Source organism: Hydrocarboniphaga sp. (genome assembly GCF_965279055.1).
GTDB lineage: Bacteria > Pseudomonadota > Gammaproteobacteria > Nevskiales > Nevskiaceae > Hydrocarboniphaga.
Map to the genome: position 1 here is coordinate 847,328 of NZ_OZ257125.1, position 15,805 is coordinate 863,132.

Annotated in this window: 11 protein-coding genes; 6 read left to right on the forward strand and 5 right to left on the reverse strand. The window is 66.9% G+C overall.

Annotated elements, in window-relative coordinates:
- Positions 1-21: 21 nt before the first annotated feature.
- Positions 22-846, reverse strand: a complete 825-nt coding sequence (locus ACQZF9_RS03970; protein WP_428311969.1) for a sulfotransferase domain-containing protein — start codon at positions 844-846, stop codon at positions 22-24.
- Positions 847-1,012: 166 nt separating this feature from the next.
- Here ACQZF9_RS03970 and ACQZF9_RS03975 point away from each other — a divergent pair, with 166 nt between their 5' ends.
- The 3 genes from ACQZF9_RS03975 (at position 1,013) to ACQZF9_RS03985 (ending at position 5,145) form a co-directional block, all read left to right on the forward strand.
- On the forward strand, positions 1,013-2,107 hold the full coding sequence (locus tag ACQZF9_RS03975) for a glycosyltransferase (RefSeq protein WP_428311970.1): 1,095 nt from the start codon (positions 1,013-1,015) through the stop codon (positions 2,105-2,107).
- A 213-nt stretch (positions 2,108-2,320) separates the two neighbouring features.
- Positions 2,321-4,090 (forward strand): glycosyltransferase, encoded by a 1,770-nt coding sequence (locus tag ACQZF9_RS03980; protein WP_428311971.1) that lies wholly within the window; start codon positions 2,321-2,323, stop codon positions 4,088-4,090.
- Positions 4,087-5,145: a hypothetical protein gene (locus ACQZF9_RS03985; protein ID WP_428311972.1), complete on the forward strand. Its 1,059-nt coding sequence runs from the start codon at positions 4,087-4,089 to the stop codon at positions 5,143-5,145. Before ACQZF9_RS03980 ends, ACQZF9_RS03985 begins: the two co-directional genes overlap by 4 nt.
- 53 nt (positions 5,146-5,198) lie before the next feature.
- Here the strand turns inward: ACQZF9_RS03985 and ACQZF9_RS03990 are convergent, their stop codons facing one another.
- Positions 5,199-6,272: a glycosyltransferase gene (locus tag ACQZF9_RS03990; protein WP_428311973.1), complete on the reverse strand. Its 1,074-nt coding sequence runs from the start codon at positions 6,270-6,272 to the stop codon at positions 5,199-5,201.
- Complete coding sequence (locus ACQZF9_RS03995; RefSeq protein WP_428311974.1) at positions 6,269-7,306, reverse strand: glycosyltransferase family 9 protein; 1,038 nt, start codon at positions 7,304-7,306, stop codon at positions 6,269-6,271. Before ACQZF9_RS03995 ends, ACQZF9_RS03990 begins: the two co-directional genes overlap by 4 nt.
- Before the next feature lie 128 nt (positions 7,307-7,434).
- On the opposite strand from ACQZF9_RS03995, the gene ACQZF9_RS04000 reads away from it, so the two are divergent.
- From ACQZF9_RS04000 to ACQZF9_RS04010, 3 genes are all read left to right on the forward strand, one after another.
- The gene (locus ACQZF9_RS04000) at positions 7,435-8,355 is read left to right on the forward strand and encodes a branched-chain amino acid transaminase (protein WP_428311975.1); all 921 of its coding nucleotides are present in this window, start codon (positions 7,435-7,437) and stop codon (positions 8,353-8,355) included.
- A 193-nt stretch (positions 8,356-8,548) separates the two neighbouring features.
- Positions 8,549-9,979 (forward strand): bifunctional D-glycero-beta-D-manno-heptose-7-phosphate kinase/D-glycero-beta-D-manno-heptose 1-phosphate adenylyltransferase HldE, encoded by a 1,431-nt coding sequence (gene hldE, locus ACQZF9_RS04005; protein WP_428311976.1) that lies wholly within the window; start codon positions 8,549-8,551, stop codon positions 9,977-9,979.
- Positions 9,980-10,160: 181 nt separating this feature from the next.
- The gene (locus ACQZF9_RS04010; RefSeq protein ID WP_428311977.1) at positions 10,161-12,068 is read left to right on the forward strand and encodes an N-acyl-D-amino-acid deacylase family protein; all 1,908 of its coding nucleotides are present in this window, start codon (positions 10,161-10,163) and stop codon (positions 12,066-12,068) included.
- A gap of 199 nt (positions 12,069-12,267) precedes the next feature.
- Here the strand turns inward: ACQZF9_RS04010 and ACQZF9_RS04015 are convergent, their stop codons facing one another.
- Complete coding sequence (locus ACQZF9_RS04015; protein WP_428311978.1) at positions 12,268-13,083, reverse strand: phytanoyl-CoA dioxygenase family protein; 816 nt, start codon at positions 13,081-13,083, stop codon at positions 12,268-12,270.
- Between the two features lie 22 nt (positions 13,084-13,105).
- A complete protein-coding gene (locus tag ACQZF9_RS04020; RefSeq protein WP_428311979.1) occupies positions 13,106-15,628 on the reverse strand; it encodes a TonB-dependent receptor in 2,523 nt (840 codons plus the stop codon).
- Between the last annotated feature and the right edge of the window lie 177 nt (positions 15,629-15,805).

Genomic DNA, 15,805 nt, shown 5'->3' on the forward strand with positions numbered 1-15,805 from the left:
GCAGGCGTAGATGACAGGACATCAAGGCCACAAGCGCTTCCATTGCCGGAACGAGCGCCCGGTGAAACCCTCTAGCTTTTCGCAATCGGCGCGGTACATCGCGACGATGTCGGCGTGGCGCTGCGCGTCGAACAGCGGTGTCGTGATCGGCCGGGTGAAAGTCTGGCGCAGTAGCGGCGCGCGCCGCAGCCGACGTCGGCCGACCAGCCTGCGGACGAAGCGGCCGCTGGCGGTTTCGCGACATTTGTCGCCGCCGTCGTTGTGCTTGACGCACCAGTCGGCGTGCTCGAAATCGGCATCGACGCCGAGAAACCGCAGCAGTGGTTTCATCTCCCGGCGCGGATCGGCGGCGAGTTCCTCGTTGCAGACGACGTGGATGGACTCGGCCGGGAAATACTCCAGATACTGCAGCAGCTGCTGGTGGTAACAGCCGGTGCCCAGGCTCAGTTGCCGATCCGGTGCCGACAGCATCTGCTCGAAACTGCGCTGCTCCTGGTTGTCGTCGACTTCATGCACGTACTGCGAGACCAGGCGCTCGACAGGATCGCGCACCGCGTAGATCAGCTTGACCTTCGGCAGCAGGCCGGCGATGCGCGCCGGCACGCCGGGATAACGGCCATACATCGAGTAGCGCGTCGACGATTCACCGCGCACCGGCGTATTGCCGGCCCAGAACTGCCGATACCAGTCGGCGCCGCGATGCCAGTTGAACCCATCGACGAAAAAATTCACTTCCTTGCGCTTGCGCGACATCTCGATCTGCGGATGGTGTTGCAGATAATGGTGCAGGCTGTAGGTGCCGGCCTTCATCGCGCCGATGACCAGAAAAGTGGGGAATGCTGGCATGATGTCGGGCTAGCGTGGCGCTCTGTCAGCATCGGGGGGCACGGTCGGATCGCTGCCATACCCCGGCCGCCCGTACGTAGTTTCCCGGATCATTGCATCAACAAACGCGCCGGATGCTGAAGCGAAGCCGCGCTTTACCTTTCTTAGCCATCCGGAGCGCCCGACGATGAAGCGTCTCGCGGTACTGATCTCCTTTTCCGGTGACGGCGGCGTCGAGCGCATGGTCACCAATCTGTGCGCCGAGTTCGCCGATCACGTTCAGGTCGACCTGCTGGCGCTGCGTGCCCAGGGCCGCCACGTCAGCCGGATCCCGCCGCAGGTCAAACTGATTCACCTGAAGGCCAGGCACTCGTGGACCAGCGTCGGCGAGATCGCAGCCTATCTGCGTGAGGCCAAACCCGACGCGCTGCTGGTGGCCAAGGACCGTGCCGGCCGCGCCGCGATCCGCGCGCGAAAAAAAGCCGGCGTGAGCCTGCCGCTGTGGATTCGCCTGGGCACCAACCTGTCGGCGGCGCTGGAGCGCAAGTCCGCGTTCAACCGCTGGCTGCGCGTGGCGCCGATGCGCCGGCTGTATCCGCTGGCCGACGGTGTCATCGCGGTCTCCGAAGGCGTGCGCCGGGACACCATCGCGGTCACCGGCCTTTCGCCGGAACGCGTCGTCGTCATCCGCAATCCGGTGATCACGCCGGCGCTGGCGACGCAGGCAGCCGAGCCGGTGCCGCACCCCTGGCTCGCCGACAAGCTGGTGCCGGTGATCATGGGCATGGGCCGGCTGACGCGGCAGAAGGATTTCCCGAGCCTGCTGCGCGCGTTCGCCACGATCCAGCCGCAGCGGCCGTCGCGTCTGATCCTGCTTGGCGAAGGCGCCGATCGCGCGGCGCTGGCGACGCTGGCGGCCGAATTGGGCGTTACCGAGCATGTCAGCTTCGCCGGCTTTCAGAAGAATCCCTACGCCTGGCTCGCGCGCGCCGATCTGTTCGTGCTGTCTTCGGCCTGGGAGGGCTCGCCGAACGCACTCACCGAGGCGCTGGCGCTGGGCGTGCCGAGCGTGTCGACGCGCTGTCCAAGCGGCCCCGACGAGCTGCTCGCCGACGGCCGTTACGGCCCGCTGGTGCCGGTCGGCGATCACGCCGCGCTGGCCCGCGCGATGCTGGCGACGCTGTCTGCGCCGCTGCCGGCTGCGGAACTGCGCGAAGCCGTCGCCGAGTACCGCGTCGAGCTGAGCGCGCGGCGCTATCTGCAGCAGCTCGGGCTTCTGTAGGAGCGGGCTCGCCCGCGACTGCGAGTTCGCAGGTCGCGGGCGAGCCCGCTCCTACAAGATGCCGATCCGCAAGCCCCTGTTCAGCTTTTTCGGCCGACCATGATCCATTGAAAGTGGATCGACGCCGTACGGCGCCGCAACGGGAATGGCGATGGAACAGCGAGCGACGCCGGCTTTTGCCGGCGGCGGCGATTGGCAATTGTGGCGGCGCGAATGAGCCGCCCGCTGCGACTGCTGCACCAGATCCATCTGGCCCACGATGCCTGGGGCGGCATGGAAAAGCAGTTTGCTCATCTGCTGCAGGCGACCGCGCAGGATGCGCGCGTGTCGCACTACCTGTCCGAAGATCTTCGCGATGTCGCGCCCGGTGTCGCTGCGGCCTTGAGCGGGCTGCGCGCACCGGCCGCGGACACGCGGCGCTGGCATGGCATGACGGTGCCGAACTGGCGCGGCATGCGCCAGTCGCGCCAGGCCAGCCAGGCGCGCAGCTGGAACATCGACGCGGTACTGAGCTGGAATCGCTTCGGCGATCCGCGGCCGCTGCGGCTGGCGCATCGCATCGGCGCGGCCTCGGTGTACTGGGAGTGCGGCGCCGCCTGGCATGCGCGCTCGCGTGTACCGGAGGAAGATTTTCTGCGCGGCTTCGATGGCTATATCGCCAACTCTCAAGCCTGCGCGGCAATGCTGCGTTACTGGGGTGTGACCGCGCCGATCGAGATTTGCAGTCCCGGCATTTATCGCGATGACAGCCTGTCATCGCCGACGCCGCGGCCGATAGCGAACGGCCCGCTACGACTCGGCTTCTGCGCGCCGTTGCAAGCGTTCAAGGGCGGCGTACTTGCGGTGCATGCGCTGGCGGCGCTGCGTCGTCGCGGGGTCGAAGCGACGCTGAGCATCGCCGGCGATGGACCGGAGCGCGCCAGCATCGAGCGCGTCGCGCAACGGCTCGGCATCGCCGATCTGCAATTTCTCGGGCAGCTGTCGGTGATGCACGAGTTCTACGCCGGCATCGACCTGCTGCTGCATCCGGCGCTGTGCGAGCCCTGGGGCAATGCCTGCGCCGAGGCGCTGATCGCCGGTGTGCCGGTGGTCGCGACCGTGGTTGACGGCCTGCCCGAAGTGATCCGCGACGGCGTCGACGGCGTGCTGGTGACGCCGTCGCTGAGCCTGGCGGAGTACGCCGATTTCGGCGGCGATGCGGCCGGTGTTTATCCGCGTGTGTGGCGACCCGACTTGCACCGGGTCGCCGAGCCTGGCGTGCCCGATCCCGAGGCGCTCGCCGACGCGGTGCTGCGCATCGCCGGCGACTCGCACCCGTTCGCCAAGTACCGCGATGCGGCGCTGGCCTCGGCACCGCGCTTCGATCATGCCGCGCACGTCACCCGCCTGCTGCAACTGATCGGCCGCGCCGGCTCGCGGCGTCGCGAGCAGCTGCGATCGACGCCGCCGCTGCTCGAACAGCCGCAGCTGACAGTGCTGCAGCAGCATGCCGACCAGGCTGCGCAACTGGTCATCGAGCTGCTCGAAGGCCAGACTTTTTCGCGCCGCGTTGCCGACATCGGCTGCGGCACATGCCGGCTGCGCGAAGCACTGGCGCGGCTCGGCACGCCCTGCGAATACCGCGGCTACGATCGTCTGCCGCGGAGCGCCGACGTCACTGCTTTCGACCCCGAACGCGATCGTCTGCCGCAGCCCTGCGACGTCGCGGTGATGCTCGGCGTCAGCGAATTCCTGCCGTCGCTGGTCGAGACGCTGCAGCGGCTGCGCCAGGACGCCGCGGCGCTGGTGATCAGCCACACGCTCGGCGACCGGCCGCGCTCTGCCGATGAGCTGCAGCGGATCGGCTGGCACAACTATCTGTCGCGCGCCGACTTCGAAAAACAGCTCGCGCAGGCCGGCTGGCTGGCGCAACGGCCGCTGGGCAGCGATGACGGCCGCAGCCTGATCTGGGCCTGCGTGCGCAGCCATAACGAAACACCATGACGCCTTCCTACGCCTTGCTGACGCCGTATCTGCTGCCGGCTTCGCAGATCGGCCTCAAGGTCGCCAATCTCGGCGACGGTCTGATCCTGCGCGCAATCGAGCGCCTGCTGAGGCCGAATGCGCCGATGGGCCGCTATTCGCCGCGCGCGACGCCGCCGCCGATCGCGCAGGCGGTGATGGAACAGGCGCAGCACGTGGTGCTGGCCGGCGCCAACCAGCTCGACGACCGCTACAGCGTCTGGCCGGGCATGACCGCCGAACAACTGCTGCGCGGCGCCTGGCGATTCGTCATCTTCGGCGTCGGCCTCAGCGGCGATCCGCAGCGCACCCGGCGCATGTCCGAGGGCACGCGCGCGATCCTCGAGGCGATTCACCAGCGCACCGAATACTCGTCGTGGCGCTGCCCGGCGACGCTGCGTTACCTGCGCGCCGAGCTGCCGCACCTGGCCGACCGCTTCCTGATGACCGGCTGCCCGGTGCTGATGGATCAGCCGCTGCTCGATCAGCCGCGCTTTCACGCCGCCGAGCGCAGCGTCGCGGTGACCGCCACCGAGCGCGGCGATTTCTGGGGGCGCGAAACCGCGATCATCGACCGCGTCGCGCGACGCTTTCCGCGCGCGCGTCGCTACTTCGTCGTGCACCAGGATTTCTGCGCCAGGTCGATGATCGCGCGCTGGAGCGACCGGCTGCGCGGCCACGCCGACGCAGCCGATCCGGGGCGCGCGATGGCGCTACGAAAATATGCGGCGAGCCGCGGTTATCAGGTGCTGGTGCCGGACACCGCCGATGTCGCCGCCGCGATTTACGATGCGATCGATCTGCATGTCGGCAGCCGCCTGCATGCGCATCTGCTGTTCCTGAGCCGCAACAAGAAAAGCTGGCTGGTGCCAGCCGACAGCGGCGCCCGCGGCATGTCCGAGGCCTTCGCGTTTCCGCTGGTGACCGCGTCGCGCCCGGAACCGGACTGGAACTTCGACTTCGAGCCGCTGCGTCGGCAGGCGCAGCGAGTACACGGCGACATGCAGCGGTTTCTGAGCAGCTGGGCGATGCGCTGATTTTTGTAGCCCGGGTGGAACCCGGGTCGTCTCAGCCCCGGGTTTCCCCCGGGCTACGCAACCAACTCGCGATACACCGCCAGATTGCCTTCGATCATCGCCTCGGTGGAAAACTCCGCGTCGATCAATCGTGAGCCGGCTGCGCCGAGCGCGCGGCGCCGCTCGGGATCGGCGACCAGTTGTGCGATTGCCTGACGCAGCGCCAGCGCATCACCCGGCGGCACCAACAGACCATTGAGGCCATCGCGCACCGCCTCCGGCATGCCGCCGGCGCGGCTGGCGATGATCGGCACGCTCGCCGCCGAAGCCTGCAGCAGCGACACACCCAGGCCCTCCATCAGCGCCGGATGCACCAGCAGATCCAGGCAGCCGACCCAGCGCGGCAGATCCTTGCGAAAGCCGGCGAAGTGCACCGGCAGTGGCAAAGCGGCGGCTTCCTGTTGCAGCGCCTCGCGCAGCGCGCCCTGGCCGAACACGATCAGTTCGATTTTCTGCGCGGCCTGCAGCCCGCGCAGTGCCTCGAACAGTACGCGATGGCCTTTGCGCTCGATCAACTGCGCGATCACGCCGATGATGACCGCATCCTCGCCGACGCCAAACTCCGCGCAGAACGCGGCGCGTGGCTCGTGCCGACGCCACGGCGCCGCCTGTACCGCCGAGCGCACGACGCGGATGCGTGATGCGTCCACGCCTTCGCTGCGCAGCACCTCGGCAATGCCTTCGGAAATGCAGATGGTGCGCGCGTACAGACGATACTTGCGCCGGGCCCACCAGTGTTTTTCGGCGTTGTCGACACGGCGCGACAGCACCGCCGGAACGCCGACGATTTTCGCGGCGATGCCGCCGAGCAGGTCGGCGCCGCGGCGGCTGTGCAAGTGCACCAGGTCCGGCTGCTGCTCGCGCAGCACGCGCGCCAGCCGTGGCACGAAGGCCAGGTCGGCGTCACCGCTGCACGGCACTTCGATGACGTTCACCGCACTGCCTTTGAAATGCGCGCCGATCGCGGCGCCGGGCGGGCACACCAGCACGTTGGCGATGTTGCGCGCGGCCAGGCCTTCGAGCAGGTAGGCGAGCTGCTGCGCACCGCCGTACAGATGCTGGCCGGTTTCGACGTGCAGCAGTTTCATGTCGTATGCATCCCCAGCAGTGCGCGCGCCGCCGCCGCCACGCGCAGCGGCGTCAGGCCGCGCAGGCAGTCGTAGCGACCGTCGCAGGTCGGGTGGCGCTTGCACGGCGCGCAGGACAGCGCGTCGTAAAGCACGATCAGCGGCGATTCCGCGCCCTGCAGATACGGGCAGGTGCTGCCGAAGATCGCGACCGTCGGCCGCTGTACGGCGATGCCGATATGGGTCAGGCCGGTGTCGACGCCGATCACCGCGCCGGAGAGCCGCAGCAGTGCCGGCACTTGGCCGAGCTTGGTCTTGCCGGTGAGATCGACGATCGGGGTTTTCGACGCACTGACGATGCGCGCTGCCGCGGCGACATCGCCGGGGCCGCCGAAGATCGCCAGCTGGCGGCCTTCCAGCAGCGCGGCCAGCTGCGGCCAGTAGTCCTCCATCCAGTGCTTCTGCGGCCGCGTCGTGAACGGGCATAGCGCGACGAAGCCGGGCCGCAGGCCGTGCTCGTCCAGCGTCGCCACCGCGGCCTGGTGCGCGGCCTCGCCGACGATCAGCCGCGGCGGCGGCGCGGCCTGGCCGCTGAGGGTTTCGGCCAGATAGCGGTATTCCGAGGCGATGTCGCGAATGTCGCCGCCCTTGGCCACGCGCTGTTGCAGCACGAAGCCCAGCGGCTCCTTCGAGTCGAAGCCGATGCGCGTCGCCCCCGGCGCCAGCGCTGCCAGCAGCCGCGACTTGGCCAGGCCCTGGGCGTCGACTACCCAGTCGAAGCGGCGGCGCTTGAGTTCACCGCGCAGTCGCCACAGCGCGGCCGGAGATTTGATCGTATCCGGCGCGATCTTGATCACCTCGTCGACCCGCGGGTCGCCGTCGAGGATGCCGGCGAAACCGGCCTGGGCCAGCCAGGCGATGTGCGCTTGCGGCCAGCGCGTCCGCAGGCCGGCCAGCAGCGAGGTCGCGAACACGATGTCGCCCAGCGCCGACAGGCGCACGATCAGGATGCGCGGCGCGGTGCCGCGGACGGGCAGGGAATCGGCGAGAGGCAAGGGGCGGACGGGGGCGGTCAGAAGCTTATAATAACGAGCCGTCGCGGCTTTTCGCGGCGTGAACCTGCCGCCGCCGCGGCCCACACAGACGAATAGGCCGACAAGGCCCACACAGGAATATTTAGATCATGAGCATGTCCGACCGCGATGGCTACATCTGGTACGACGGCAAGATGGTGCCCTGGCGCGAAGCGACCACCCACGTTCTGACCTATACGCTGCATTACGGCGCCGGCTGCTTCGAAGGCGTGCGCGCCTACGAGACGCCCAAGGGCACCGCGATATTCCGCCTGCAGGAACACACCAAGCGCCTGTTCAATTCGGCCAAGATCATCGGCATGGAAATGCCCTGGAGCCAGCAAGAGTTGAATGAGGCGCAGCTCGAAGTGCTGCGCGTCAACAAGCTGAAGGAAGCCTATCTGCGGCCGATGGTGTTCTACGGCTCCGAAGGCATGGGCCTGCGCGCCACCGGGCTGAAGACCCACGTGATCGTCGCCGCCTGGACCTGGGGCGCCTACCTGGGCGCCGACAACATGGAGCGCGGCATCCGCGTCAAGACCAGCTCGTTCCAGCGCCATTACGTCAACAGCTCGCTGTGCCGCGCCAAGGCCAACGCCAACTACCTTAACTCGTCGATGGCACTCAACGAAGTGCTGAAAGACGGCTACGACGAAGCGCTGATGCTCGACCCGGAAGGCTATGTCGCCGAAGGCTCGGCAGAGAACATCTTCGTCATCAACGACGGCGTCATCAGCACGCCGGACGTGACCTCGGCGCTGGACGGCATCACCCGCCGCACGGTGATCAAGCTGGCGCAGGACATGGGCTACACCGTGCGCGAGCGCCGCATCACGCGCGACGAGCTGTACGTCTGCGACGAGGCCTTCTTCACCGGCACCGCCGCCGAAGTCACGCCGATCCGCGAGCTCGACAACCGCCCGATCGGCAGCGGCTCGCGCGGCCCGATCACGCAGAAGCTGCAGGCGACGTATCTGGCGCAGGTCAAGGGCCAGCGCGAGCAGTATCCCGAGTGGCTGAGCCCTATTTAAGGCTCGGTTCAAGGCTCGGCTCCAGTCTCGTGAAGACTGAGGACACCCCGTTCGTCCCGAGTAGCCGGGCTTTGCCCGGCGTATCGAGGGGCTCGATCGCCAGTGCCGTCATGGCCCCTCGATACGCGCCTCTGGCGCTACTCGGGGCGAACCGAGGTTTGATGTATTTCCCCAATATTCCCGGAATTCGTCGATGATTTCCCTGCCGCCGTTCAACCGCGCCCGCGTGCTGGTCGCCGGCGACGTGATGCTCGACCGCTACTGGACCGGCAGCACCTCGCGGATTTCACCGGAAGCGCCGGTGCCGATCGTCAAGGTCGGCGCAGACCGCGCGCTGCCTGGCGGCGCCGCCAACGTTGCGCTGAATCTGGCAGCGCTCGGCGTCGGCACGCAGCTGCTCGGCGTGATCGGCAGCGACGAGGCCGGCGTGCTGCTGCGCCAGCGTCTGGTCGAGGCCGATATTGCAGCGAGCCTCGTCGAGTCCGCTTCGCATCCGACCATCACCAAGCTGCGCGTGATGTCGCGCAACCAGCAGGTGATACGGCTGGATTTCGAGGAGTCGCTGGCCGACGAGGCCGCCTTCGATCGCGCCGTCTTCGCTGCGGATTTCGATCGCCAGCTGCGCGATGTCGACGCGGTGATCCTGTCGGATTACGGCAAGGGCACGCTCAGTGACGTGGCGACGCTGATCGCGCTGTGCCGCGCCGCGAACAAGCCGGTGACGATCGACCCGAAGGGCAGCGACTACGCGCGCTATGCCGGCGCCACCTTGCTGACGCCGAATCTCGCCGAACTCGAAGCCGTGGTCGGCGTCTGTGCCGACGACGAGACGCTGGTGGTCAAGGCGACGCAGCTGATGCTCGGGCTGCAGCTGCAGGCCTTGCTGGTCACGCGCAGCGAAAAAGGCATGAGCCTGCTGCGCCCCGGCCAGCCGGCGCTGCACCTGCCGACGGTTGCGCGCGAAGTGTTCGACGTGACCGGCGCCGGCGACACCGTGATCGCGACGCTGACCGCGGCGCTGGCTGCCGGCGCCGACATCGAGGACGCGGTGCGGCTGTCGAATCTGGCCGCCGGCGTCACCGTCGGCAAGCTCGGCGCGGCGACGGTGTCGCCGGCGGAGCTGCGCGCGCAGCTGTCGCCGGATCGTGGCAGCGAGCAGCTGGCGATGAGCGAGGACACGCTGCTCGCCTGGGCGCAGCAGCAGCGTGCGCGCGGCCAGCGCATCGTCATGACCAACGGCTGCTTCGACCTGCTGCACGTCGGCCACCTGCGCTATCTGGAAGGCGCACGCGCACTCGGCGACGTGCTGATCATCGCGGTCAACAGCGACGCCTCGGTGCGCAAGCTCAAGGGGCCGACCCGGCCGTTGAACACCGCCGCCGATCGCATGCGCATCCTCGCCGGGCTCAAGTGCGTCGACGCCGTCGTCGAGTTCGTCGAGGACACGCCGGCGCGGCTGATTTCGCGGGTCTTGCCGGACGTGCTGGTCAAGGGCGGCGACTACACCGTCGAGCAGGTCGCCGGGCACGAAGCCGTGGCGGCGGCCGGCGGCCGCACCGTGATCCTGGATTTTCACAACGGCTATTCGACCACGTCGACGATCGCCCGCGCCCAGCAAAACTAAAACCGACCCGCGCGTCAGCAGGTCGGCGGCGGATTCGGCGGGCTAGCAATATCAGCCCAATGTCAGACTCGACTTACAAAATCGCCGCCTGTTTGCGCGTCTGAGGCGATATTCCTAGTTCACGCTGCCGGAGGCCCGGGCGTAAATAGGCCTTCATCTACCCGAAGAACAGGAGTGCGCCATGGATGGTGGCCGCGCCACAACCGATCTGTTGATCCGCAACGCACTGCTGTTCGACGGCAGCGGCGGGGCACCGCAAACACAGGATGTCGCGGTGTCCGAAGGCCGCATCAGCGCGATCGGCCCGCAGCTGGCGATGTCGGCGGTGCAGGAGATCGACGCCCAGGGCCAATGGCTGATGCCCGGCCTGCTCGACGTGCACACGCACTTCGATCTGGAAGTCGAACTCGAACCCGGGCTGCCCGAAGCGGTGCGCCACGGCAGCACCACCGTGGTCGTCGCCAACTGCTCGCTGGGCCTGGCTTACGGCGCGCAGCGACGTGATGGCGCCGATCCCATCGTCGACTGCTTCGCGCGGGTCGAGAACGTGCCCAAGACGGTGCTGCGCAAAGTGGCCGACACCGTCGACTGGAGCGATTCGAGCGCGTATCTGGAGCATCTGGATGCGCTGCCGCTGGGCCCGAACGTGGTACCGATGATTCCGCATTCGATGCTACGCATCGAGGTCATGGGACTCGATGCATCGGTGACGCGCGAGCCGACCGAAGCCGAGCTGGTGAAGATGGAGGCGCTGGTCGAAAAAGGCATGCGCGAAGGCTATGTCGGCTTTTCCACCGATGCGCTGCCGTTCCATTTTCTGGCCAACCAGCCGAACACGCGCAAGCAGATTCCGACGCAGTTCGCGCCGTATTCCGAGCTCAAGCGCCTGACCGGCGTGGTACGCCGCTGGGGCCGCCTGTGGCAGGCGACGCCGCCGAAGGACGACAAGCTCGCGATCATCCGCAATTTCATGCTGACCTCGCGCCGCTTTTTCGGTCGCACGCTGAAAGTGACCGCAGTCGCCGCGATGGACTTCAACACCAACGGCTCGCTGCTGAAGATGGCGCTGCTGCTGTCGCGCGTGCTGAACTCGAAGTTCGTCGGCGGCCGCTTCCGCTTTCAGGCACTGGCCGCGCCGTTCACCACCTGGAGCGACGGCGTGGTCACGCCGCTGGCCGAAGAAATTCCCTGCCTGCGCCTGCTCAACGAACTGGATCTGGACGACCACGCCGGCCGCGGCCGCCTGCTCAACGATGCGCAATGGATCGCCTCGTTCCGCAAGATGTGGTTCCGCGGCAAACACGGCTTCAGCTTCGCGCGCCTGGCACGGCTGCGCCGCCGTGAAACCGACGTGCTGTCGCGCGATCTGCGCGATATGTTCGTCGATCGCTGCCCGGTCGCGCAGTGGTCGGGCGAGAGCCTGCATTCGATATACCAGCGCGCGCTGGCGTTCCGCGCCGGTGAGGTGTCGCGGGCACGCAGCGATGAAGAACGCGCGGCATTCACCTCGCTGCCGGCCGATGTCGTCGACGATGCCGACTTTCTGCTGCATCTGCTGCGCCGGTACGACACCGGCCTGCGCTGGAAGACGACGACGGCGAACCTCGACCCGGCGCTGACCAAGCGCCTGATGTTCCATCCGCTGCTGCTGCCCGGCTTCAACGACAGCGGCGCGCACCTGACCAACATGGCGTTCTACGACGGCAATTTGCGCATGCTCAAGTTTGCGCAGACCGATGGTCTGGCCAAGGTTGCGCAGGCGGTACATCGGCTGACGGCCGAGCCGGCGGAGTATTTCGGTGTGGACCGCGGCCGTGTTGCCGTCGGCGCGGTTGCCGATCTGGTGTTGATCGATCCGGCTGCGCTGTCTTCATGGAATCCCGAGGCGACCGTCGAATACGTGTGGCGAGACTGCTTCGAGCATCACCAGCTGGTGAACCGGCCGGCCGGCGTGGTGGCGGCGGTTGCGGTGGGTGGCAAGCTGCTGTGGCGCGATGGCGCCTATTTGCCGGTGTTCGGTGTCGAGCGCGCCGGGCGCGTGATGCGGCATGTCGAGCATGTCGCCGAGCCGGTGGCGGTTGCCGCTTAGCGACCTGTTTTGTGTGTGCCCTGGGTTCCCGCGGGCTGTAGGAGCGGACCCTGTCCGCGACTCACACTCCAACGGCACCGTCGCGGACAGGGTCCGCTCCTACAGGTGCGGATACTGTGCCGGACCCGGTCCCCGTGAAAGTTGCCGATTGCGGAGGCGTGCAAACCGGCTGCGCCTACCGCCCCAGGAGCGACAGCCGCTATTTCGCGAATTTCGCCAGGCGCTGATAAAACGGCGTCGCGCTCTGCGCATGCTTCGGCGCATACGCGCCCGAAATCACCGGGATGTACATCACCCTGCGACGGCTCGCCTCGCCCGACACCGTCGACTGTGCAACCCGATGCCACAGGCGCCCGTCGTGCACCGTCAGATCGCCGGCCGCCGGAATGATCGCGACTTCGTCGATGTCCGGCTCGTGGTCGCGGAAGTAGCGCTTGCGGAACAGGAACTGCCATAGCGACTGCTGATGCGTGCCCGGCAGCAGGCGCAGGCCGCCGTGTTCGATGCCGAGATTGCTCAGGTGTACGCCGACATTCAGCAGCGGGTTCAGACGCGAGCCGAGGAAGATGTCGCGCAGGCCGTCGGTGTGCCAGCCCAGGCGGCTGTGCTCGCTGTCCGGGCCGTGCACGTAGTGGTTGACCACCAGGCCGTCTTTCTCGTCGGCGCCGACGCGCGCATCGGCGCTGCCGATCAACGCGAACAGTGTCTTGAAACGCGGGTCTTTCAGGAACTCGGCCAGCTCCGCGTCATATTGATTCGCGAAAGCGAAGCGCTGCACGATCTTGCGGCCGTCGAGGTCGCGGCCATACTTGATCGGCACGCCGTTGACCTTTTCCACATTGGCGTCGACCCACTGTCGCTCGACGTTCCGCGTCGCCGCTATCAGGCGCTCGACCCGCTCGGCGCTGATGAAGTTCTTGAAATGCAGAAAGCCCCAGCGCTGAAAATGGGCGATCTGTTCGGGTGTCAGCGCTTCGCCGAGTTCGAAGCGCGGATAGTCGAATGCCGTTGTCATCGTGTGGTCGCTCCTGCCAGCCCTAGTCGAATGCCACGCGCACGGTCAGGCCGTAGCTGCGCTCGTCACCGGCGGTGCCGCCGTAGTCGCCGACGCCGTACAACGCGTAGACCGCGGCCAGATAGTTCTGGTCGAACACGTTGCGCACGAAGGCCGACACGTCCCAGCTGCGAGTGGCGCTGCGCAGGCCGAGCCGCGCATTGGTGATGTCATAGGCCTTGATGTAGCTGCCTTCGCCGTGCTCGACGGTGGCCCAGGTGCCGCTGCGATAGTAGTAGTCGACACCGGCGTAGCCATCGACCTGGCCGAACAGGCCGTGGCTGTATTCGCTGCCGGCCGTCGCGGTCCAGCGCGGCGCGTTGTAGAGCTGCTTGCCGGAAAGATCCTTGGTGTTGTCGCGCGTGACTTCGTCCGGCGCGTTCGGGAAGCTCACCGTGATCGCCTCGTTGTAGGCGGCGCCGGCACGCAGCATCAGGCCGCGCGCGGCGTAGCCGAAGGCGTCGAACTCGGCGCCGCGCAGCCGCACCTTGCCGACATTGAGCAGGTTCAGCTGGCGCGGATTCGGAATCAGCGACTGTTCTTCGTCGAACGTCAGCGCCTGGTAGTTCTTGACCTCGGTGTCGTAGGCCGCGAACGACACCGACAGTGCGCGATCGAACAGCTGGCTCTTGACGCCGAGTTCGAACGAGGTCGCTTCTTCCGGCTTGAACGTCGGTTTCACCGTTTCGCCGGTCGCGCCGAGGTTGATGCCGCCGCCCTTGTAGCCGCGGGCGATCGAGCCGTAGGTCAGCACGTTCTTGACCGGGTGATAGCTGAGCGCGGCCTGGCCGCTGAAATTGCCTTCGTCGCGCTTGTTGTAGCGCGCGTAGTCGCCGCCGGCGACGCCGTCGATCAGGCCGTCGTAGGTGAGGCCGGTGACGTCGACGCCGACCGCCTGTGCCAGGATCTGCGTCAGCGGATTGTCCAGCGCATTGAGCAGCTGCAACGGGCTGCAGGCATCGCAGCCGCCGGTGCGCGTACGCGTCACGCCGGCGTCCTTCCATTCGTGCGTGTAGCGCAGGCCGGTGGTCAGATCCAGCTTGTCGCTCAGGTGCCAGTCGATCGAGCCGAAGCCCGCCGCGCTGTGGCTCTTCTGATAGGTGTCGGTGAGCACGGTCATGCCGTCGAGCGCTTCCGGCGGAATCAGTGCGTATAGCAGCGGGCCGGTGTTGGACACGGTCGCGAACGGCAGCACGTTCTGGCGGATCAGGCCGCCGAACGTCCAGCCGACGAGGTCCTTGCCGAAGATGTTCTGCTCATGGCCTTCGAGATGCTGGTACAGATAGAACAGGCCCAGCACCATGTCGAAGTTGTCGAAGTTCGACGCCAGCCGGATCTCTTCGCTGATCTGGTGATGGGTGTTGGCGACGCCGGTGATCGGCACCAGTTTCAGCGAGGTCGCGTCATCGCTGAGCGGCTTGAAGCTCCAGTCGCGATACGCGGTGATGCTGGTCAGCTTGTGCTGGTCGTTGATGTCCCAGTTGAACTCGCCGGACACGGCCTTGGATTCAACCTTGCTCGAGGTGCGCGTATCCGAATCGGTCTGGCGCGCGTACGGGTCGATCGGCGCACGCGTGTACTCCATGTATTCGTCGCGCGCGCGCACCGCATCGCGATACACCACCAGCGGATACACGCAGCAGTCCTCGTTCTGGTGGCCGTATTCGGCGATGAAGCGGCCGCTGACGGTCTCGGCCGGCGTCCACAGCAGCTGGCCGCGTACGCCCTGGCGATTCTGGTTGTTGAGATCGTCGCCGTTGTAGAGGTTCTCGATCTGGCCGTCCTTGTCGGTCGAGTAGGCGGTGAGGCGGCCGGCGAGCAGGCCGTCGATCAGCGGCCCGGTGACGCTGCCGCGCAGCTGTCTGAAACCACCGCTGCCGATACTGCCTTCGCCCTGCGCTTCGAAGTATTCCGACGGCAGCTTGGTGACGATGTTGAGCGCGCCGGCCGTGGTGTTCTTGCCGAACAGCGTGCCTTGCGGCCCGCGCAGCACTTCGACCCGATCCAGATCGACCAGGTCGAACATCGAGATGCCCTGGCGGCCGAGGTACACGCCATCCAGAAACAGGCCGACGCTGCTTTCCATGCCGTCGTTCTGCGAAGTCGAACCCAGGCCGCGAATCGTGTAACTGGTGAGCCGCGCGTTGGGCACGCTGACGGTCATGCCCGGCGTGCGCTGCTGGATGTCCTGCGGCCGGAACAGTCCGGCCTCGGCGAGATCGTCGCCGTCGAGCACCGCCAGCGAGATCGGTACGTCCTGCGCATTTTCTTCGCGGCGGCGCGACGTGACGACGACTTCTTCCAGCTGCACTGCGTTGCTGGCGCGGGTACGCTCGCGCTGTGGCTTGTTTGCGTTGTCGCTGTCCGATGCCGGATCGACCGGAATCGTGTCCAGGGTTTCTGCGGATTCAATCGTTTCGCCGGCGTCCTGGGCCCACGCGCAAGTGCAGCTGATCAGCGATGCAAGCAGCATCGACATGCCGAGGCCCGAACTTCTGATGATCACGATGCCCCCATCGGTATAGCGGTTGAAAACAGCACAAACCCCGTTCATCCCGAGTAGCCCACTGCGTGGCGTATCGAGGGACGCATCGCAATGTGTCCCTCGATACGCCGCAAGCGGCTACTCGGGAGGAACGGAGACCCTCGTGTCGGCGGCCGCTCTTATTGCAGCTCGTTCCCG